The following is a 22,258-nucleotide window of genomic DNA, read 5'->3' as shown; positions in this document are numbered from 1 at the left end:
TACCGAGGAACCATGCAAGAACAGGCGATACCTAACATTAAAATCAGGCAGGAGAGAGTTTATGAAAATACTTACCTTAAACGCACACGCTTGGGCAGAAGAAGATCAACTGAACAAGATCAGCCAATTGGCTGAGTTTATTAATACACATCAATTTGACATCATCTCCATGCAGGAGGTCAACCAATCGATTCAGGAAGAGGCCTTAACTACGGCAGAGCTGGAGCACTATTTTGCCATAGATTCAGACATTGTGGTCAAAAAAGACAATTATGCTTATGTGCTGTTAACACAATTATCTGAAAAGTATTACTGGACCTGGATTCCTACCCATGTCGGATTCCGCAGATATGATGAAGGACTGGCGATTCTAAGCCGAACGCCAATTACACAGGCATTTGGGGAATATGTATCCCACATGCGGGATTACAACAACTACCGCACACGCAAGATCGTCGGTATCCAGACGGTGACGGATGGTGAAAAGGCATGGTTCGTGAATGGACATTATAACTGGTGGGATGACGAGCAGGAGCCTTTCAAAGGACAGTGGGATTTAACCGAGAGCAAGCTTGCGCCGTATATGAATGAACCTTTGTATATTATGGGAGATTTCAATAATGTAGCCGAAATCCGGGGACAGGGGTATGACTACATGATGAGTCATGGGTGGCATGATCTCTATACCACAGCAGCGCAGAAGGATGATGGTGCAACAGTTGTCAAAGCCATTGCTGGATGGGCGAATAACAGTCAGCCACTGCGCATTGATTATATCTTCTCGAATCGTCCTGTGCAGGCGAAGTCTTCAACGGTTGTTCTTAATGGCAAGCATGGGCCTGTTGTATCTGACCACTATGGTGTTGCGGTCGAAATCGATATGAATAACTAAGATAAACCAAGCAAAAAAGCCTCCGCTGACTTCCCAATAAGGAATGGCAGGACGGAGGCTCTTTGGTGTCTAAACATATGTACATATAGCTTCAAGGATATCTTACAGGTTGAAACAGAGGTTATTCGAGCGATAACATCTTATGCACGAATGTTTTGAGATCCGCACTGGTGTGGCTCAGCTTATCAATACTTTCCATGAACTCACTTACGAGCTGTGCTTGATCTACCGTTGCTGTTGTAATCTGACCAATCTCTTGCTCCATATGTTTCATGGAGTCCTGGACACTACCGAGGGAGGTTTCGATATCAGCCGCCGCTTGTTTCGTATGATCGGACAGTTTGCGCACTTCGCTCGCAACAACCCCGAAGCCACTTCCCAGATCACCTACGCGAGCAGCTTCAATCATAGCATTCAAGCCGAGCAGGTTCGTTTGTTCAGATACTTCACGAATCACGTTGGTTACTTTGGTTACACTGACCGAGTTCTCTACCGCTTGCTTGGAGTTACGCAGAATTTCTTCTGATGTCGCGGACAGTTCTTCTGAATGTGCCGCAATTTGTTGAATGCCACCAACGAGGGCGTTAATCGTGCTTTCATTTTCAGTAATTAGTGACTCTAGCGTAATGTGATTATCCAGTGCATAGTTTACACCGAGGATACCTACAACTTGATCATTTTCTTTAATGGGAATGAGAATCGCGTCGAACGGTCTACCTTGTAGATCACCAGGCATCCGTGCCACGGTACGTGTATCTTTATTAACTAACATTTTGAAATTCTTATAATCATCATGCAGCTCATCGCCGACTTTTACACCAATTTCCAAACTTTTTGCTTCGGAAAAGTATAAAACTTTCTCATGATCATTAATGGAGATCGATACATCATCACGAAACATTTGACTGACAAAAGGCATTGCATTTACCAAAGATTCAAGCGTATTCAAATTTCATCTTTCCTTTCCAATACAAAAAGTGGAATTTCCAGTCTAATACCTATATCGGCAACGCATTCCTTTTTTTAAACCATTGTTTAAATATTTGTAGAGGTTGTTCAAAAAGTTCGCTTTTGATTACGAAGGATGCACGAGCAGCATCTCAGCATCGAATATGGAATTCAGCCGAAATGTCCGTTGCTCACGTAGGTTTGCCTACGCTCCGCTACTCCATTTCTATCTTCATCCCATCTTCTCGGTACTGAAAACCGCCCTTTTTGAACACGCACTTGTAGGGAGTGAAATTGTAAGCGCAATCAAAAATCTGTAGCCATGAGCAAACATGTCAGGTATACTGGGATTAATATTCAACTACCACAAAACGATAAAGCGATCTATGGTATCAATAATCAAGGGGATATCCCACTTGGGTTAAGCGCTATACTTAATGTGTTATTCCCTTAGCATACTTATTATTTTACTCCACGGGAGAGGAAAGTGGGCATTTCATGACAACCTATTTCAGTGAACCACAGAGCATGTACTATCGTTTCGGGGATGATCAGGATCAGGTATTGAAAGTGCTGGCTGAGCGATATATTGGAGCCAATGCCCAAGCTGATTTCGTATATCGTTTATTTCAGAAGTCGGGCATTATGCAGAATGATAAAGGGTTGTATGATCTGAATTTAGGTAAACGCTTTCCAGAAGCAGAGAAAGGGCAGACGGTTTACGCTGCAGCGCTGGTCTGGGGGGATGAAGACCGTAACCTGGATGTGCTTATCCGGTGTTATGGTCCCGTTCGATTTTATTTTAATGAGCAACTCGTGTACCGCTCTACAGTTATAGATGAAATTACCCCAGACGCAACGGTGAAATTGGGAATTGATATTAAACCAGGCTGGAACACGTTGCTGTTACAAATGAGCTGCACCCCTGCTGGTTTTGGGTGTCAATTCGGATCTGACGAGGGTAAGGTTCGCATTCTGAATGTACTTTCTCCTTTTGAAGAAAGACTGGGGCAAGCAGGCTGGGTATATTCCAATCTCTCTAACCAGGATATCTCGTTAACAATGGGTTCATCCGGTGGTAGGCAGACTGCGCTGAATTTAATAGGAAAAGAACAGGATACGGGATTGACATGGTTTCCTAACCCCGAGTGGTCAGAAGCCCAACAAGTCATGCCTACTCTGGAGCGTATATATGGACATCTTCCTGGCCACCGGGTGTATGCAAGAACTCGTCTGAACAACAACGATGCGACAGGAGCGAAGGTTCAATTATCTGGAACCTGCTCTAGTCCGATCCAAGTGTGGTATCAAGGTGAAGAAGTAATCCGGCTTGCAGAAGCAGGTTCATTTACGGAGGAAGTGGATGCTTCTTTTGGACGGAGCGAATTGTTGGTGTGCAGTGAATGTAGCGATGCAGAGACGCCGTGGCAATTTACATTAACGGCCTCGGTAAATGGAAAAGAATTAAAGTTCGAACTGCCGCAGCGAGTACACGGTGTGTCCGGAGAATCATGGTTATATGCTGGGCCGTTCAAGGCTGGAGCTGAACCAGCGGCGCAAGATATGAATCGATTCGATCGGGTATATGCTACGGATACAACGGATTCATCGCCATCCTATCCTTCATCAGAGGAGAAGACGTATTGGCGGTTGGATCGACCAGATGTTTGGGTACGCCCGTACTATGAGAATGCAATGCTTAGCAATAAGTGGACGGTAGGTAGCGTGACCAACTATGGACGTTGGGATTATCCACTTGGTGTAACCGTGTATGGCTTGTTACAGGCTGGCCGTCATTTACAGCGACCGGATATTACGCGGTATGCAGTTGAACATGTGCAGACATGTACTCGGATGTACGAATATTCGTTGTGGGATAGGGAGCAGTACGGATTCCCGGCAGTGAACCAACAGTTGGTGATGCTCAAGATGTTGGACAATTGTGGTTCGTTTGGCTCAGCTATGCTGGAAGCGTATTCAGAGCATCAGGAACCAACAGCCCTACCGATTGCTGCACGGATTGCTGATTTTATGTTATCTCGATTGGAACGCCAGGAGGATGGTGCTTTTTACCGCGAGTGCACTGGGGAATATGCCGAGAATACGATGTGGGCGGACGATCTGTATATGAGCACACCGTTTCTGGTTCGTTATGCCCGCTTGACGGGAAATACAGCAGCTCTGGATGAAGCGGCTAGACAGTTTTTGTTATACCGAAAGTATCTATTTATGTCTGATTACAAAATCATGTCCCATGTATATGACTTCAAATATGGGCAAGCGACACGAGTGCCATGGGGGCGGGGAAATGGTTGGACACTATTCTCGTTAACGGAGGTGCTGGAGGCTCTTCCTGAAGGGCATGCGGATCGCCCAGCGTTGATTGATTTTTATAATGAACTATGTGAGGGGTATGCTGCACTTCAAGACCCAAGCGGGTTATGGCACCAGGTATTGAATGATGCAGATACGTACCTGGAGGCATCGTGTACAGCTATGTTTACCTACGGATTTTCCCGAGGCGTTCGATTTGGATGGTTCCGTCATCCTGAACGTTATATTGTGGCGGCGGAGCAGGCGTGGAATGGGTTAACGAAGTATGCGATTGACCGTCAAGGTAATGTGCATGGGGTATGTAGTGGATCAAGATACGCATTCACAGCAGAGTATTACAACAAGGATCTCCTGACAGTTACCAACGACAACCACGGGATTGGAATTATGATGCTGGCGGGTACAGAATTAGCGCGGATGAAAGGGCATCTAGGTCAATCTGCTACAAGTCAGACGAAGACCGCGCTGCATTCCTAGGTTATTGAAGTGAATATAACATCTGAATAGTTTGTATACTCTATTGCTATGGGTGCTTGTGTGTAGTTGTTGATGTGATAATTTCTATGCTTCTATGTGTGTTATCTCAGTTTATGCGCTGAGTGTAGCTCTATATGTTCTGCATGGCCTGGTTGCGGATTCTCCATTGGAGATCAGTGATCAGGCTATTTTTATAAAATAATTGACAAATTGTTCCATGGGTTGATATGATGCTTCCAACACGATTTAGATTTATAAATCGATTTAAATGCCGATTTAATTTTCACATTATGAAGGTTATAGAGGTGAACGACCATGTCAGACGAGACATTACAGCCGATGGATATCACGTTGGAGCAACAGAAGATTATTTCACATCCGTTCCGGGTTGAGATCATTATTTTGTTATCCGAGCAGCCGATGACGTCCAAGCAAGTGGCAGATCGATTGGATAAGGACCCTGGTACAACGTATTATCACATCCAGCAATTGTTTAAGCATGAGATTTTGGAGCTGGTACATACGGAGGTTTCGAGAGGAATTGTTGAGAAATTTTACAGAGCCAAAGCGACGTTGTTTCGAGTTAATGATTCAGAACTACAGATGAAGCGACAATTTCGGGCTAAGCGTGATAACTACATCATGCTGTCAGAGGCAGAATTGGCTGCTTTAAGTGACGAAATCTCAGAGTTGTTCTACAAATATACACAGCAGTCTCTCACGTCTAAGCAAGACAGAACCGCGTACCAGATCAGTTTCGAAGCAAAAGAGTATGATGAGGGGGAGATCACTTGAGTACGCGTTTGTTCAATCGGAATTTTAATATTCTATTGTCTGGTATGTTCGTCAAAGGCATTGGAACGGGTGTGTACGAGGTGGCTGGAATGCTACTTGTCCTTGCGATCAGCGGCAATGTTTTTTATTCAGGATTAGCCTATTTTGCGATCAGTGCTGCGGATTGTTTAGGCTTCCTGATTGCCCCTTTTGCCAATTACGTATCGTACAAAAAAAGTCTCGTATTCTGTGAATTTCTAAAGTCTGCCTTATTGTTCTCGATTCCGCTCTTTGCTGTATTATTTGGATTGAACGTATTTTATTGCATTCTCGTATTGTTCATCGTAGCGATGATCTCACAGTTTACCTACCCCGTAGAATCTACAGTCATCCCCAATATCGTACCTCAAGATCGCCTGGTACAGGCTAACTCTTATCTGAACACACTCCGGGAGAGTATGAATATCGTATTTCTCGCTGTTGCGGGCATTCTGGTTGCAGTCATCGGTCCCGTGCAGGCGATTCTTATCACAGCTATATGCCATTTATGTACTTCTTTAATTTATACCCTGTATCGCTTTGATTTTCAAAATATGAATGGGAATGAACAGCCTCAGATCAATAAATGGCTGCAAAATTACAAACAAGACTTTATGGCTGGAATCCGTTATATCACAGGTTCATCGATTATCCCTCATCTGGTCGTTGCCTGCTTCTTCGTTAACTTTTTCATTGCTGCGATGTTTGCCACACTTCCGGCATTCGCCCTGATGCAAGGTGGGAGTGAATCCTACTATGGGTATTATATGGCGGCAATGTCTGTAGGACTGTTATGTGGAGCGATCATTACACCGCGTGTTGGTAAATTCCCTTTTGGTAAGCTTACCGTGCTCTGCGGCGTATCTTCAGGGTTATTGTGGGTCGGTGCAAGCCTATTGCCAGTGATTCCATCCATTGCACTTTATGGTGCAGGGTTTGTAACGATTGGAATTTTCAATGTACTGATGTTCTCCGCAATTCAAAGACAGATTGAAACTTCTATGATTGGTAGAGTCATTACCGTTGTATCCAGTGCCGCAGCGTTTAGTATGCCGATTGGAGCTTTGGTGGGTGGAGCAATTGGTTCGATAAGCCCGTTGTATTCCATTTTACTTGGTGGCATTGCCATGGTGATCTTTGGTGTGTATTGGCTCGTTAGCGGTGTGCTTCGGAAGTTACCGTCCATTGATCAGCTGGAGTTATCAGAAACAGCCGCTACTCCAACCTCGTATCATGAACCTGTGAAGGATGCACATGCCTAATCGGGGCTAATATCATTTATCTTCATGATTCGAATATCTTCATGATTCGAAAAAACGGGATGATTAAACACGAATGGTAAGCCAATTGCAAATAAAATGTAAAATTAAGTAATCAATAATATAAATTTGTATTTTTCTATTTCAATTATAGAAAAATATGGTTACAATAGTCCTTAAAGATATATTTGTATATTATTTCAAATAAATCTTATAGAGTGCATCGCTGATGTACTCTGGTGTGCATATGAAAGTAATTGTGAATGCACTTATGAATGCATAAGGGAATTTTCGATGTTTCTGTAGAGTAGTCGTAGTCTTCGATGCTAAGTAGTCCTGAATCACATAACTAGGTATGGTGAAGGGGAGAGATGTTTTTGTACACTCAACGTGAAATGCCAGATAAAACCGCTCAGCACAGAAGACACTATCAGGAAGTCGAATTATGGGAGAACGTCGAAGAGAAGGACTGGAATGACTGGATATGGCAACTGACCAATACAATCAAAACGGTGGATCAACTTAAGAAAGTTATTCGTCTAACACCGGATGAAGAAGAAGGTGTTAGGATTTCCGCACAGACAATTCCACTCAATATTACGCCTTATTATGCTATGTTAATGGATCCAGACAACCCCGATTGCCCTATTCGTAAGCAGAGTGTTCCGATATCCCAAGAGATGAAGATGATGAGTTACGACCTCGAAGATCCTCTTGCGGAAGATGATGATTCACCGGTTCCAGGGCTAACCCATCGTTATCCTGACCGGGTTCTGTTCCTCATTACCAATCAATGCTCGATGTATTGCCGTTATTGCACGCGAAGACGATTCTCTGGTCAGATCGGCATGGGAGTTCCTAAGAAACAGATGGAAGATGCGATTGCCTATATTCGTCATACACCAGCTGTGCGCGATGTGCTTCTATCAGGAGGAGACGGATTGTTGGTCAATGACAAGATTCTAGAGTACATCATCAGTGAGCTACGCAAAATTCCACATGTCGAGATTATTCGAATCGGCACGAGAGCCCCAGTTGTATTTCCACAACGCATTACTGAAAATCTGTGCAATATGCTTAAGAAATACCATCCTATCTGGCTAAACACCCACTTTAATACACCTATTGAAATTACAGATGAAGCCAGAAGAGCCTGTGAGATGTTAGCAGATGCAGGTGTTCCATTAGGCAACCAGTCGGTATTACTCAAAGGAATCAATGATAGCAGCCATATTATGAAGAAACTAAATCTGGACCTCGTTAAGATGCGAGTTCGTCCTTACTATATGTATCAATGCGACTTATCGGAGGGAATTGGTCATTTTCGGACAACGATCTCCAAAGGAATTGAGATTATGGAATCGCTCAGAGGACATACTTCGGGTTATTCCGTACCTACCTTTGTGGTGGATGCTCCAGGCGGTGGTGGTAAAATTCCGGTTCAGCCTAATTACATCGTTTCTCAATCTCCTGGCAAAACCATTCTACGGAACTTTGAAGGCGTAATTACAGCTTATCCTGAGCCTCGCAACTATGAAGAGGGGACAGCAGATCGCTACTTTGATGCTTATTATGGCAATTCAGTTGCCTATCGAACGACAGGTGTCTCCAACTTTTACCATGGGGATGAACAGGAGAGTCTCGTTCCAGATGAGCTGGAGAGATATTCCAAGAGGGAAGCCTTTAGGAACAGTGGAGCTGAGACCTTGAAGGATAAACGGGAGAATCGTGATCGACTTAAGGAGAAGAAGATGAACAAAGACCTTCGTCCATCAGGTGAACATATCCTTGCTGATTAATGTCGGTAGATTTCAATGAGACAGGCACCTCCATTCATGCAATGGATCATCATAGTCAAGGGAGAGGATAGAGTTGATTTATTCTGAACGGAGCATCTCCTTTCTGGATGTGGATCATTCATTAATACAAGAGCTGCGGAGGATATGCCGGGCACAGGATACCTCTATGAGCATGATGATCCTAGCAGCTGTACAAGTTCTCTTACATCGATATTCCGGTAAGGATGAGGTGGATATCGCCCTCGTTTTCCCGCGGGATGAAGCAACGGAGCATACCTCGCATTCTGGAGACGACTTGAAAGATATGATTTCGGTAAGCACCGTTTTTACACCCGCGCTCCCTTTTTCGAAGCTATTAACTCAAATTCATGATCAATTTAGAAAGATTGCTGAACAAGCTAGTCTTTGTCTGGGCTCTTGGACAGAGGGGATGGCTACAACGGAGAAGTGTTCAGACAATTTGACGATGCGGATTTTTTTTAACATTGAGGATGCGCTAGGGTTAGTTAGAAAAGAGTCGAAGCAAGAAGTCCAAGCTAATAAGCTATCATCGCTTGAAGATTCGTTCTCCACTGAGCTGATATGGAGTATGACGGGGTCTTCGTGTAACGTACAGCTATTAAGTCATGGTAACACGGTTGATGAGGACAAGATAAGCGGTATGCGTGGTCATCTTGTATCGTTGCTTGCTCAGATTGCTGAACAGCCTGACCTGGATGTGGATACGGTATCTTTTCTGACCTCATACGAGAAAGAACAGCTATTATCGGAGTGGTGTGCGCCGCATCTTGAGTTTCCTCAGGAGCAGTGCGTGCATGAGCTTTTCGACCTTCAAGCCCAGAGTACGCCGGATGCCATAGCGGTGGAATCACTTGATGCCCGCTTAACCTATCGTGAGCTTGCAGAGGCATCTAACCGGCTCGCGAATTATTTGGAGACCAGGGGTGTGGTTCCTGGTGATCATGTTGGCATATATATGAGTCGATCCGTACATATGGCTGTAGCCAAGCTGGCTGTTCTGAAATGCGGTGGAGCGTATGTACCACTTGATATCAGTTACCCTGTAAGTCGGCTGGAATATATGGCAGGGCAAGCTGAGCTAGGATTTTTGATTATAGATGAGACAGACCTCGAACTGGGAAGTGACGTAACCAAGATTCAATTACGGACGGAACAGGATATCATTGCTTCTCAATCTATAACTTACCAACAGAGGGCACACGCTGATCTGCTTGCTTATGTTATTTTCACGTCGGGATCAACGGGATTTCCTAAGGGAGTGGCGATTCGTCACCGTTCATTGACAGGTTATCTGTACTCCATCATTCATGCCTTGGGCATATCATCAGCGGATCGAGTTTTGCAGTTTGCACCGATTAGTTTTGATGCCACGATTGAAGAGATCTTTCCGTTCTGGCTGAGTGGTGCAACGGTTGTATTTGTCCCTGATTCATATCGATATCCGGATTCAGCTTTTACAACATATATCATCGAACAGCACATCAGCGTATTAAGCTTACCTACTGCGTTCTGGCATAGTTGGGTTGAGGACTGCGGAGAATTCGGATTTCCTTTGCCTGATAACCTGCGCATGGTGCTGCTTAATGCCGAACAACCTTCTATGCTCATTTACGAAAAGTGGCTTCAGCTAGCCGGAGATCAGATCCGATTGATCAATACGTATGGCCCCACAGAGGCAACAGTTACGACCACATTGTTTGACATGAGCCAGATGAAAGAGGAATATGGCCGCATTCCAGCAGGATACGCTATTCCTAACGCTCGGATGTATGTGCTTGATGAGCGTCAGCAACTCATGCCACCTGGGTTTGCTGGGGAGCTTTACATCGGCGGAGAGGGCGTGGCGTATGGTTACTTGCAACAACCTGATCTGAATCGTTCTGTGTTTCTGGACAACCCTTTTGAACCGGGGTCTCGTATGTACAAGACCGGTGATCTCGTACGTTATCATCCTGATGGCTGTCTAGAGATCGTAGGTCGTATCGATAATCAGGTCAAAATTCGGGGATTCCGCATCGAGCTGGGTGAGATCGAAGCTTTATTATCTCAGCATCCTTTATTGAGGAATAATGTAGCGATGGTTCACGAATTTTCGCCAGATGACAAAAGGATTGTGCTCTACTATGTTCCCAGAATGCCCCATACTGGTGCAGTGAGTACAGAGGAACTATATGCTTTTTTGAAAGATCGCTTACCTGAGTATATGATGCCTTCCTTCTGGATTGAGTTAGACCGTATCCCATTGTTGCCTAATGGCAAGCTGGATCGAAAATCACTGCCATTGCCTGAGAGAAAACATGAGGATTCCTTGAAGCTAAACCTCTCGGAATATCGGCCTACGGAGCAACGGGTGTTTGCCATATGGTCTGATGTCCTTGGACTGAGTGAGATTGGGCTACATGATTCGTTCTTCATGCTTGGAGGGCACTCTCTATTAGCTACAAGAATTATTGCTCGCATTCGACAGTCCTATCCTATTGATATGACGATTGCAGAGTTCTTTGAGCGACCAACCATTGCGGGCTTATCGGAGCTTATTGATAGCAGACTACTGACTAGTAATGAATCCGAGTTGCGACCAGCGCTGCTACCCCAATCTAATCTAGCGAAGCCAGAGCCTTCTTTTGCCCAAAAGCGCTTCTGGTTCACACATCAGCTCCATCAGGATTCCTACAGTGATCATATGCCCTATGTATGGGATGTAAAGGGTTCGCTGGATCTTGATGCACTGGAAAGAGCAATCCATCAGATCTTATCACGGCATCATATCCTTCAGAGTAAGTATCCGAATATCGGCGGAGAACCTGGTTATGCAACTGTACCTATCTCTGCTGACAATTCAATACTTACGTATGAAGATAAAATGGTTACTCATAGCGAAGCCGTGCATTGGATTGAGCAGGAGGTAAAGCGTCCTTTCGATTTGACCTTAGGACAATTAATTCGTTTGCGTTTGTTCCGACTGGGGGAAGAGGATTATCTGCTGTTTCTCAATATGCATCATATTGTATCCGATGAATGGTCTGTTCAGTTGTTTGTTAGGGAGCTAGGTTTGCTGTACGGAGATTACTTGCTCAACCGTCCTACGTCGCTTGAACCGTTAGAGGTGCAGTATGAAGACTATGCCCAGATTCAGCGGCAATGGTTAAGTGGGGATGTTCTTCGTAGACATGAGGAATATTGGGTGAAGCAATTAGCAGATCTGACACCCCTATCTTTGCCTACAGATAGGAATAAGGCGAAGCAACAGAATAAGAGAAGTGGAAAAACACTTGCGTTTCATATAAGTCATTCATTAAACAACGATTTGAAGCGTGTATGTGAAACGGCAGAAACGACATTGTATATGACGCTGTTATCTGCTTTCAATATGCTGTTGTATCGCTACACCTATCAGGAGGATATAGCGGTCGGTTCTCCTATTACGAATCGAAATTGGCCTGAGACTGAAGATCTCATCGGACTTTTTGTGAATACACTCGTTCTCCGCACACATGTCTCGCCAGAGCAGTCATTCTTGGATCTGTTAGCACAGGTGAAGAAGATATCCATTGAGGCTTATGCCCATCAGGAGTATCCATTCGAGCAATTAGTTGAGAAGCTGCAACCGGAACGGAAGAGAGAAACCTCACCGCTCTTTCAAGTGTTTTTTGCACTACATAACACGCCGGACGAAAAGGTGATTATGCCTAATCTCAATATGGAATTATACGAGATGGATTTTGGCATTCCTCAATTTGATCTATCTCTCACGTTTAAGGAAACCGAGCACGGATTAACGGGAGAATGGGTGTACGATACGGATCTGTTCCATGAAGCAACCATTGTAAGAATGAAGGATCATTTCCTAACACTGCTGGAGGCAGTTGTTGCACAACCTCAGCTTCAATTAAAAGATATTTCGATTCAGTCAGAGGCAGAGCATCAGCTTATGATTCACGATTGGAATCAGACGGAACGGAGCTTCCCAGGGAAAGTTGCCTTGCCTGAACTGGTTAGTTTGCAGGCGATGCAGACGCCAGCTCAAACGGCGCTTACCTTTGAAGAGGACAGTATATCCTATCAGCAATTAGAGAGCTGGAGTAATCAGCTAGCGCTTCATTTGCTTGGGCGTGTGCAGTCAGGTGACTGTGTCGCTCTGTACATGGAACGTTCCATGGAGATGATGGTTGGCATACTTGGCATTATGAAATCAGGCTGTGCTTATGTTCCTATTGATCCTGCCCTCCCGGCAGATCGGATTAGCTATATGTTAAGCGACAGTGGAGCCAGTCTTGTTTTATGTGATGGTTCGATGCAGCTTCCACAAGATTACACAGGTCATGTTATGTCAGTGCCGCCTATGGAAACGAATCAAAAGGATGAGGAACGTCTTTCATTCACGAACCTGCAGGATTTGGCTTATATCATGTATACCTCGGGTTCGACAGGCAGACCTAAGGGTGTGGAAATCACCCATGGAGCACTTGCTAACTTTGCACATAGCATGATTCGACTGCTTGATTTCAAGGCTGGACATCGCATTGCTGCGCTAACGACCGTATCATTTGACATATTTGCTTTAGAGGCACTCGTGCCCCTTATTGCTGGAATGGAAGTAGCTCTAGCTTCAGGTAGAGAGCAAACGGATGTTCATGCGCTGAACCAGTTTCTAGCTCGTACGTTACCAGATTGGATGCAGCTTACGCCTTCACGTCTGCAACAAATATGGGTGGATGAGCAGATGGAACAACGGTTAAGTGGAATGACCGGAATTATGCTAGGCGGGGAAGCACTACCGATGGCTCTGCTACAACAATTACAAAACCGATTCCAAGGCAAAATTTTCAACCTGTATGGCCCTACAGAAACCACAGTCTGGTCGCTTGCTCGTGATCTGACACATGCGGATACCGTAGATTTGGGTCGGCCGATTGATAATACAGAACTGTATGTTCTTGATCCGTATTTGAATCCGGTTCCGATCGGAGTAGCCGGGGAGCTGCATATCGGAGGAAAAGGGCTGGCACGAGGGTATCACAACTTGGAACAGCTCACATCCGAGAAGTTTATAGCGCATCCCTATAAATCGGGAGAACGTGTCTACAAGACGGGTGATCTAGCCAAATATCGTGCAGACGGACATCTGGAGTATTTGGGAAGAGCCGATTATCAGGTGAAAGTTAGGGGCTTCCGTATCGAGCTACATGAGATCGAGCAGTACATGCACCAGCATGCTGCCGTAGATTCCATGGTGGTTACTGTGAACGAAGCGGTGCCTGGGGACAAACAGCTCGTAGGTTATTTTGTAGTCAAAAGTGGATTGCAGGTTACGGTGTCTGAGCTAAGAGAGTTCGCACGCCAATCACTACCTTACTATATGATCCCGACACTTTGGGTCGAGCTGGAGTCTATGCCGCTCTCGCCAAGTGGCAAAATTAATCGTAAAGCATTGCCGGAACCTGATGACTCTCATGTTACGCCTTCGAATGATTATGTTGAACCATCCACAGATTTGGAGGCAGCGCTATCCCAGATATGTGCTAATGTGCTGTCACTGGAACAAGTGGGAATCCATGATCACTTTTTTGAGATCGGCGGACATTCGTTGAAGCTTACACAATTCCTGTTCCAGGTAGAGCAGGCTTGCCATATCTCGATTCCGCTGGGTGATATTTTTGACCATCCTACCGTCCATGAACTGGCAACATATATCGAGGAAACGCACCCTAACTGGCAATTGACGTCAACACCGCTCACAGCAATTCAACGCGAGGAAACTGCGGATATCGTTGTGGATGCATTAACCGAGAAGGAAGTCGAGGAATTACTCGCAGCTCTATTAGAGGAGGATCAGCATCTTGGATAAAATTGAAACCTCAATGGAACAAAAGAGAGAGCTACTCAAAGCGCTTTTGCAAAAGAAAGGGGAGAAGAAGTACTTCCCACTTTCATATACACAGCAGCGAATCTGGTTCATACATCAATTCGACCCTGTGAATGTCGGTTATAACATTTCATTAAACTGGCGTATTCGTGGTTCATTGGATTGGCGGGTGCTTGAGCAGTGTTTTCAGGTGATCGTGGATCGCCATGATTCGCTCCGCGCTACGTTTCACAATATGAATGGTCAAGTCGTTCAATCGATTCAGCCTCAGTTGCAGTTCAAGCTGGAACGGTTACCTCTAGATAAGGAACAAGAGATTGAACGGGCTATCATGGAGCGTGTGGAGCAGGAGAAGAATCGTGTCTTCGATCTGGGACAAGGTCCGTTGTTCAGGGCTGCTGTTCTCCCGGTTGGCGAGAATGATCATGTACTACTCATCAATATGCATCACATCATATCTGATGGTTGGTCGATCCGTCTGCTGTCCGAGGAGTTAACAACGCTGTACTCCGCGATAGCAAAGGGAAGTTCATATATACTTGCACCGCTCGATATCAAATACAGTGATTATGTGGTCTGGCAACGAGACTGGCTACAGAGTGAGCAGGCAAGTGAACAGATGAAGTTCTGGAAGGAGCGGTTGGACGGTGTGCAGATGCTACAACTGCCAACTGACTTCCCTCGCCCTTCTGTGCAGACATATCGGGGAGATCACGCTAGGTTTAGCCTGTCGTCTACACTGGAGAGGTCTCTCCACCACTACAGTCGTGAGCACAAAGTGACACTTTACATGATTTTTCTATCTGCGTTCAAAACTCTAATGTACCGTTACAGCCAGCAGGAAGACATTGCTGTGGGTACACCTATTGCCAATCGGGTACGACAGGAAGTCACACCTCTCATTGGATCGTTTGTGAATACACTCGTGCTGCGAACGCCGCTTCAGGGAAACACAAGTTTTGCTGAAGTGGTGCAGCAAGTGAAGAACGAGGCGATGTTAGCTTACAAAAATCAGGATTTACCGTTCGAGAAGCTGGTCGAGGAGCTTCATCCCGATCGAGATCCGGGTGTGTCGCCACTGTTTCAAGTGTTGTTCACGATGGAAGAGAACGATGATGTCACTCTACAGTTGGACACGCTTGAGGTGAGTGCAATTGAGGTGAATTGGAGAACGTCTTTGTTCGATCTGTCACTGACAATGGAGCAGAATCACGACGGACTTCGTGGCTTATTCGAATATAATACCGACCTGTTTCATGAGGAAACGGTGGCTCGCATGGTAGGTCATTTCCAGCGACTTCTGGAACAGGCTATGGTTAATCCAGAGCAGACGTTGGATCAGTTTGAGCTATTGTCTGCCCCAGAACGCCAGCAGCTACTGATCGATTGGAATGAGACGGATCGAGCCTATAATTGGAGCTGTCTTGTGCACCAGCTGGTGGAAGAGCAAGCGCCTGAAGCACTCGCTGCAACGGATAAGGATCGGCAGATTACGTATGGTGAGCTGAATGAACGGGCGAATGTCTTGGCGCACACTCTCCGTAATCGGGGTGCACGTCCTGGGAGTTATGTGGGAGTCTGCATGGAGCGTTCCGTTGACTGGTTGGTTGGCATGCTTGGCGTGTTCAAATCAGGAGCCTGCTATGTACCGCTCGACCCGACCTATCCTGAGGAACGACTGGCTTATATGATGGCGGATGCAAACGTCCCGCTGTTGGTGACCCATTCGCAAGTGCTGACCCGGCTAACCGTAGAGCCAGCGGTAGAGGTGCTCTGTTTGGACCAGGAATCGGATTGGTGGGCTTTCGATAACGGCGAGAACAGTGAAATTAGTGAGAACAGGGCTAATCCAGAGCCATGGGCAACCGCGCAAGATCCAGCCTATGTAATCTATACGTCGGGTTCTACAGGACAGCCTAAGGGTGCAATCCTTCGTCATCAAGGCTTGCTGAATGTTGTTTTGTGGCACCAAGGTCGGTTTGGAACAAGCCCAGCAGACCGCGGCGCTCAGATCGCGCGGATGGGCTTTGATGCTTCCTTGCTGGAAACCTGGCCGCTGCTCTGCTCCGGAGGCAGTGTGCATCTGATGGAGCAAGAGATCGTGCTGAATCCCGAGGAATTGCAACGCTGGCTGCTGGATCAGCAGATCACACTAAGCTGCTTCTTGCCTCCTGTGGTGGCAGAGCAACTGCTGCCACTCACCTGGCCGCAGGATGCGGCATTGCGAGCACTGCTCGCAGGGGGTGAACGACTGCAAATGCGCCCACCAGCGCATCTCACCTTCGATTACGTGAATATCTATGGACCGACGGAGTGTACGATTCTCAGCACCGTGTCTACGGTAGAGGCGGAGGATGGTAGCTTTAGCCCTCCATCGATTGGTGGAGCACTTCCGAATACGCAATTGTACGTATTGGACACCCACCAAAACCCAGTACCTCGCGGGGTACCAGGAGAGTTGTACATTGGCGGTGTTGGGGTCGCTATCGGGTACTTGAACCGGGAGGAGCTGAATGCCGAGAAGTTTGTGGCACATCCGTTTCGGGCAGGGGAGCGTTTGTATCGAACGGGTGACTTGGTGAAATACAACGCGGATGCCACCTTAAGTTACATCGGTCGTGCGGATCATCAGGTAAAAATCCGAGGATTCCGCATCGAATTAGGTGAGATCGAATCGGTGTTAGTGGGTCACCCAGCAGTGCATAGCGTCATTGTGCAGGCACGGGAAATTGGCGAGACAGGGAAGCAACTGGTCGCTTATATTGCAACCCAGCCGGAGGCCTCTCGTGGGAAAACCAATGCCGTACTCGTCAACGAGCTACGTGAATACATGAAGCCGAAGCTGCCACAATTCATGTTGCCTGCGGCATGGGTGGTAATGGATCAGTTCCCTGTAACACCAAACGGCAAGGTGGATCGGAAAGCTCTGCCTGAACCAACGCCGAGTGAGCTGTATAGTGCACAGGACTATGTGGCTCCGCGTCATCCGGTGGAAGAGATACTGGCAGGAATCTGGTCAGACGTGCTGGGGTTACAGCGAATTGGTGCGCATGATCATTTCTTCGAGCTTGGGGGTCATTCCCTCTTAGCCACACAGATCGTATCTCGGGTGAAGAAGTTGTTTGGCATTGAGTATCCACTTGCCCAAGTCTTCCAACGTCCGATGCTCTCTCAGATGGCGAAATCCATTCGTGAGATTCAGGAAATTCAGGAAGAACGAATTGTTCCTGAAGAGATTGTTAGGGTTTCTCGGGAGCGGGAGTTGCCATTGTCCTATGCACAGCAACGAATGTGGTTCTTTGAACAGATGTATCCAGGCAATCGTAGTTATCATATCCCTTCCCTTTGGCGGATTCATGGTCAGTTGCGACCAGATCTGCTTGAGAATAGCTTAGCGAAATTGATACAGCGGCATGAATCGCTCCGTACCTGTTTTTTATCTGGATCAAACGGAGATCCGATGCAGCACATTTTACCGACATTACCTTCTGTGTTTACTTATCTGGATTGGCAGGATCATTCTAACCCGCTTGAACAGGCACTTCACAGGATTGATGAAGATCGCGATCAAGCCTTTTCACTGCAGGAAGGCCCGCTGCTGGGCGCATTGTTAATACAGATTGCACCGCAAGAATATCTGTTTAGTGTGACGATGCACCATATTATATCGGATGGCTGGTCTATGAGTATTTTTGCCCGGGAATTGGGAGAATTATATTCGGCTTTGAATGGTTCGGATGTATCTGGTGGGTCGGGCAATGCAGTAGAACGGGTGCTGCCAGAGCTACCTATTCAATATGCTGACTTCGCAGTGTGGCAACGAAAGTGGATTGCGGATGGAGTATTGGAACAACAGATGCAGTACTGGAGGCAGCAATTACAGGGGGTATCTGTACTACAGTTGCCGACGGATTACCCACGTCCTGCTGTACAGACATTTGAGGGGGCGGCGGAGCGTTTCACGCTAGCACCTTCTCTACTTCAATCCTTGCAGCAGCTAAGTCGCCGTGAAGGAGTCACGTTATACATGTTGTTGCTGTCTGCGTGGAATGTACTCTTATACCGTTATAGCCAGCAAGAGGATATTACGGTGGGTACACCGATTGCGAATCGGAACCAAGAGGCAACGGAGGGGCTGATCGGTTTCTTTGCGAATACACTCGTGATGCGTGCACACCTGTCGGATGATTTACGTTTTCGAGAGTTATTGTCCCAGGTGAAGGAAATGGCACTGGGTGCCTACATGCATCAAGATGTGCCGTTTGAGAAGCTCGTAAGCGAACTCCAGCCTGATCGGGAACCGAGCTACACTCCGCTGTTCCAAGTATTTTTTGCATTACAGAATGCCCCTGGAGATGATATCCGACTTCCGAACATGAAGGTAACTTCAGTAGAGCAGGCAAGCACAACTGCATTATTCGACCTGTCTTTGATTATGGAGGAAAGCGGCGAAGGTATATCGGGAGAATTGATCTACAATACAGGATTGTTTGATCAGCAGAGCATCCAGCGGATGGTAGGGCATCTACACATTTTACTGGAAGGTATCTCAAGTGCGCCGGAACAGGTTATTAGCCAGCTACCTCTGTTATCCAAGGAAGAAGAGAATCTTCTGTTAGTGGAATGGAATCAAACTGAGCGGGAGTATTCCCTTGAGCAATGTGTACATGAACTATTCGAGATGCATGCGGCGAGTGCACCTGATCAACTGGCAGTAGCTTACTTGAATGAGCAGTTAAGTTATGGAGAGATGAACCGTAAAGCGAATCAACTGGCTCATGAGCTTCGTAGACGAGGCGTTGTTCCTGGTACCAATGTAGGTGTCTATATTGATCGTTCTCCTGAATGGCTGACTGCGATGGTTGCTGTATTCAAATCCGGAGGATGTTACGTTCCACTCGATCCGAGTTATCCCGAAGGAAGACTGGAATATATGATGCAGGATGCTCGCGTTCCACTACTGATTACACAGTCTGTTCTGATGAATCGTTTGCAATGGACGGCAGAAACGATCTGTATTGATCAAGAGGAAACCTGGCTCAGGAGTGGTAGTGACAACAATCCCTCAATAACGACAACGCCGGATGATGCAGCCTATATCATCTACACATCAGGCTCGACAGGTCTGCCTAAAGGTGTTGTGCTCAAGCATCGCGGTCTCCTCAATGTTGCACGTTGGCATCACGAACGGTATGACGTAACCCCGCGTGATCGCGCCGTACAAGCTGCGCGAATGGGTTTCGACGCCTCGATTCTAGAGGTGTGGCCATTCCTAAGCGCTGGGGCGAGTATTCATATTTTGGAGCAGGATATCGTTGCAGATGCAGAGGCGATTCGGGAACGGATTAATGCTGAAGGTATTACCCGTTGCTTCTTGTCTCCTATTATTGCAGAACAGCTCTTGGATCAACGCTGGCCCTCTCATGGATCACTGCGCACGATGATGACTGGTGGAGATCGGCTTCAGGTTCAACCGCCAGCCGGTCTGCCTTTTGAATATACGAACCATTATGGCCCAACAGAATATACCATTCTCTGTACAGCAGGAACGGTAGCCCCGAAGAAGGCAGATACGTTGAATGTGGCTCCATCCATCGGAAGTGTTCTGCCTAATACCGAGTTATACGTGCTGGATCGCCAGCGTAATCTGGTACCGGTGGGTGTACCGGGTGAATTGTATATCGGTGGTGTAGGACTGGCCTTCGGTTACCTCAACCGCGAAGAGCTAACAGCAGAGGCATTTATTCCACATCCGTTCAAGGCTGGAGAGCGTCTGTATCGAACGGGAGATCTGGTTCGTTATCGAACAGATGCCACATTGGAATTTGTCGGACGAGCAGATCACCAGGTGAAGCTTCGTGGCTTCCGAATTGAACTCGGCGAGGTTGAGTCCGTGTTGGCAGGGCATCCTGCCGTGAATTCTGCCATCGTGCAGGTAAGAGAGACAGCGGGGACAGGCAGACAATTGGTCGCTTATTATACATTACAGGGTGAGCAGGAGCAGATGGTGTCAGAGCTTCGGAGCTATATGAAGCAGAAGCTGCCACAGTATATGATCCCAGCCGCTTGGGTTCATCTGGATGAGTTACCTCTTACACCGAATGGAAAGGTAGACCGCAAGGCATTACCTGAACCGAATACACAAGAGAATGACAATAAGGAGAATCATGTAACGCCTCGTACACCTGTCGAAGAAGTGCTGTGCGAGATCTGGAGTGAGGTTCTGGGAGTTACACAGATCGGTGTGGAAGATAATTTCTTCGAACTGGGCGGTGACTCTATTGTCAGTATCCAGATGATTTTCAAAGCGAATGAGCGTGGCATTGCTCTCAAAAATCAGCAGGTCTTCCTCTATCCTACCATCGCCGAACTTGCTGTTCGAGCTGGGGAGGTACGGAGCTTAAATGAAGATCAGGGATCGGTTACGGGTACAGCGCCGTTAACTCCGATCCAGGAATGGTTTTTTGCGCAACAACATGCGAGTCCGAATCACTGGAACCAGTCTGTGGTGATCAAGGTAGGAGAGCCATTGCAGCTGGATATTCTGCACCAGACGTTAGAGCTGCTGGAATCTCATCACGATGCATTGCGTATGACGTTTAGCCTGAATGACCAACAACAAGCATGGACGCAGACCTGCCGTGACTCGGGTACCGAGGTACAACTTACGATTCGGGATTTATCTCATGTACAGGATGAGGATATTCAAACGACCGTAACGTCTGAATTGAATCAGATTCAGTCCAGCCTGGATATTGAAGCGGGTCCATTGTGGCAGTCCCTTTATATGCGTATGGGTTCCACACGGTCAGATCTACTGGCAATCGTCATTCACCATCTGGTCGTGGACAGTGTATCGTGGAGAATTTTGATGGAGGATCTGGAGAATATCTACACGAAGCTGGCATCTCAGCAGAAAGTACGTCTTCCATTAAAAACGACGTCGTACCTGAAATGGTCAGAGCGACTGGCTGACTATGCAAGCCATAACATTCCCGAACATGTTGAGCAGTATTGGACACATGTCAGTGAGCAGGTTAAACGACATGAATTCCAACTTAAATTAGACGATGCACAAGGTAGCAATCAGGTAGCAGATGCAGCAGTTGTTCTCAGAACGTTGAAGATGGAGCCAACTACTGTATTGCGAGAGGAAGTTACTCGGCAGTTGCATGTTCAGGTTAATGAGGTTTTATTTGCTGCTTTTGCCAGCACGTTAGCGAATTGGAGTGCAAGCGACCAGGTATGGGTTCATCTTGAAGGGCATGGCCGTGAAGAGATCGCCGAGGATCTGAACCTGAACCGCACGATTGGATGGTTTACCAGTATGTATCCTGTGTACGTGAATCTCAGTGGTGTTCATCAAGTAGACGGACTGATCAAGCATGTTCAGGAGCAGCTTCTCCGTATTCCGAACAAAGGCATGGATTATGGCATTTTGCGCTACTTGAAGCGCCATCCGGTGTTAACGCAGAATGCTGTAGCACCTATAGCGAGCTTCAATTATCTGGGTCAATATCAGGCGTCCGGCAAATATTCCGGATTCGAGGAAACGGAAGAATATACGAGCCTTGACTGGGGTTCAGATAATGAACGAGGTCATCTGATTGATGTAGTGTGCTGGATTTCAGGTGGGGAACTTCATTTGAAATGGATGTATAGCAGCCGTCAATTTTCACAGAGTAGCGTGGAAAGAGCAGCAGATTATTTTAATGAAGTAATTCAAGAGGCAGTGGCACTTGTCCAACATACCGGAATGGTGAATAAGCTATCCCAAGTGCTCCAAGATAACCAATTATCCGAATTCGAACTGGAAAGTATTGCAAACGAACTAGAGGAGGAGTACTGA

8 protein-coding genes are annotated in these 22,258 nt (G+C 46.5%); 7 read left to right on the top strand and 1 reads right to left on the bottom strand.

Annotation, left to right across the window (positions count from 1 at the left end; translation table 11 throughout):
* Nucleotides 1-61 precede the first annotated feature (61 nt).
* Nucleotides 62-892: an endonuclease/exonuclease/phosphatase family protein gene (locus tag J2T19_RS24430; protein ID WP_307220513.1), complete on the top strand. Its 831-nt coding sequence runs from the start codon at nucleotides 62-64 to the stop codon at nucleotides 890-892.
* Between the two features lie 121 nt (nucleotides 893-1,013).
* Here the strand turns inward: J2T19_RS24430 and J2T19_RS24425 are convergent, their stop codons facing one another.
* Nucleotides 1,014-1,841 carry a methyl-accepting chemotaxis protein gene (locus J2T19_RS24425; RefSeq protein ID WP_307220509.1) on the bottom strand — a complete coding sequence of 276 codons (828 nt, stop codon included), beginning with the start codon at nucleotides 1,839-1,841 and terminating at the stop codon, nucleotides 1,014-1,016.
* 497 nt (nucleotides 1,842-2,338) lie between these two features.
* Here J2T19_RS24425 and J2T19_RS24420 point away from each other — a divergent pair, with 497 nt between their 5' ends.
* The 6 genes from J2T19_RS24420 (at nucleotide 2,339) to J2T19_RS24395 (ending at nucleotide 22,258) form a co-directional block, all read left to right on the top strand.
* Nucleotides 2,339-4,651, top strand: coding sequence for a glycoside hydrolase family 88/105 protein (locus J2T19_RS24420; protein WP_307220506.1), 2,313 nt, complete (start codon nucleotides 2,339-2,341; stop codon nucleotides 4,649-4,651).
* Between the two features lie 315 nt (nucleotides 4,652-4,966).
* Nucleotides 4,967-5,446: an ArsR/SmtB family transcription factor gene (locus J2T19_RS24415; RefSeq protein ID WP_307220503.1), complete on the top strand. Its 480-nt coding sequence runs from the start codon at nucleotides 4,967-4,969 to the stop codon at nucleotides 5,444-5,446.
* Nucleotides 5,443-6,726, top strand: a complete 1,284-nt coding sequence (locus J2T19_RS24410) for an MFS transporter (RefSeq protein WP_307220500.1) — start codon at nucleotides 5,443-5,445, stop codon at nucleotides 6,724-6,726. Before J2T19_RS24415 ends, J2T19_RS24410 begins: the two co-directional genes overlap by 4 nt.
* 392 nt (nucleotides 6,727-7,118) lie before the next feature.
* Nucleotides 7,119-8,522 carry a lysine 2,3-aminomutase gene (gene kamA / locus J2T19_RS24405; protein WP_307220633.1) on the top strand — a complete coding sequence of 468 codons (1,404 nt, stop codon included), beginning with the start codon at nucleotides 7,119-7,121 and terminating at the stop codon, nucleotides 8,520-8,522.
* Nucleotides 8,523-8,631: 109 nt separating this feature from the next.
* Nucleotides 8,632-14,391 (top strand): non-ribosomal peptide synthetase, encoded by a 5,760-nt coding sequence (locus J2T19_RS24400; RefSeq protein ID WP_307220631.1) that lies wholly within the window; start codon nucleotides 8,632-8,634, stop codon nucleotides 14,389-14,391.
* Nucleotides 14,384-22,258 (top strand): non-ribosomal peptide synthetase, encoded by a 7,875-nt coding sequence (locus J2T19_RS24395; RefSeq protein ID WP_307220497.1) that lies wholly within the window; start codon nucleotides 14,384-14,386, stop codon nucleotides 22,256-22,258. Before J2T19_RS24400 ends, J2T19_RS24395 begins: the two co-directional genes overlap by 8 nt.

It is taken from the genome of Paenibacillus tundrae (assembly GCF_030812775.1).
Lineage (GTDB): Bacteria > Bacillota > Bacilli > Paenibacillales > Paenibacillaceae > Paenibacillus > Paenibacillus tundrae_A.
Note: the sequence above shows the minus strand (reverse complement) of the source record. Positions and strands in the feature narration are given on the sequence as shown.

Bases quoted from the DNA above. Each gene is read 5' to 3' on its own strand.
- J2T19_RS24430 (WP_307220513.1), top strand. From the start codon at position 62: ATGAAAATACTTACCTTAAACGCACACGCTTGGGCAGAAGAAGATCAA.
- kamA (WP_307220633.1), top strand. From the start codon at position 7,119: ATGCCAGATAAAACCGCTCAGCACAGAAGACACTATCAGGAAGTCGAA.
- J2T19_RS24420 (WP_307220506.1), top strand. From the start codon at position 2,339: ATGACAACCTATTTCAGTGAACCACAGAGCATGTACTATCGTTTCGGG.
- J2T19_RS24415 (WP_307220503.1), top strand. From the start codon at position 4,967: ATGTCAGACGAGACATTACAGCCGATGGATATCACGTTGGAGCAACAG.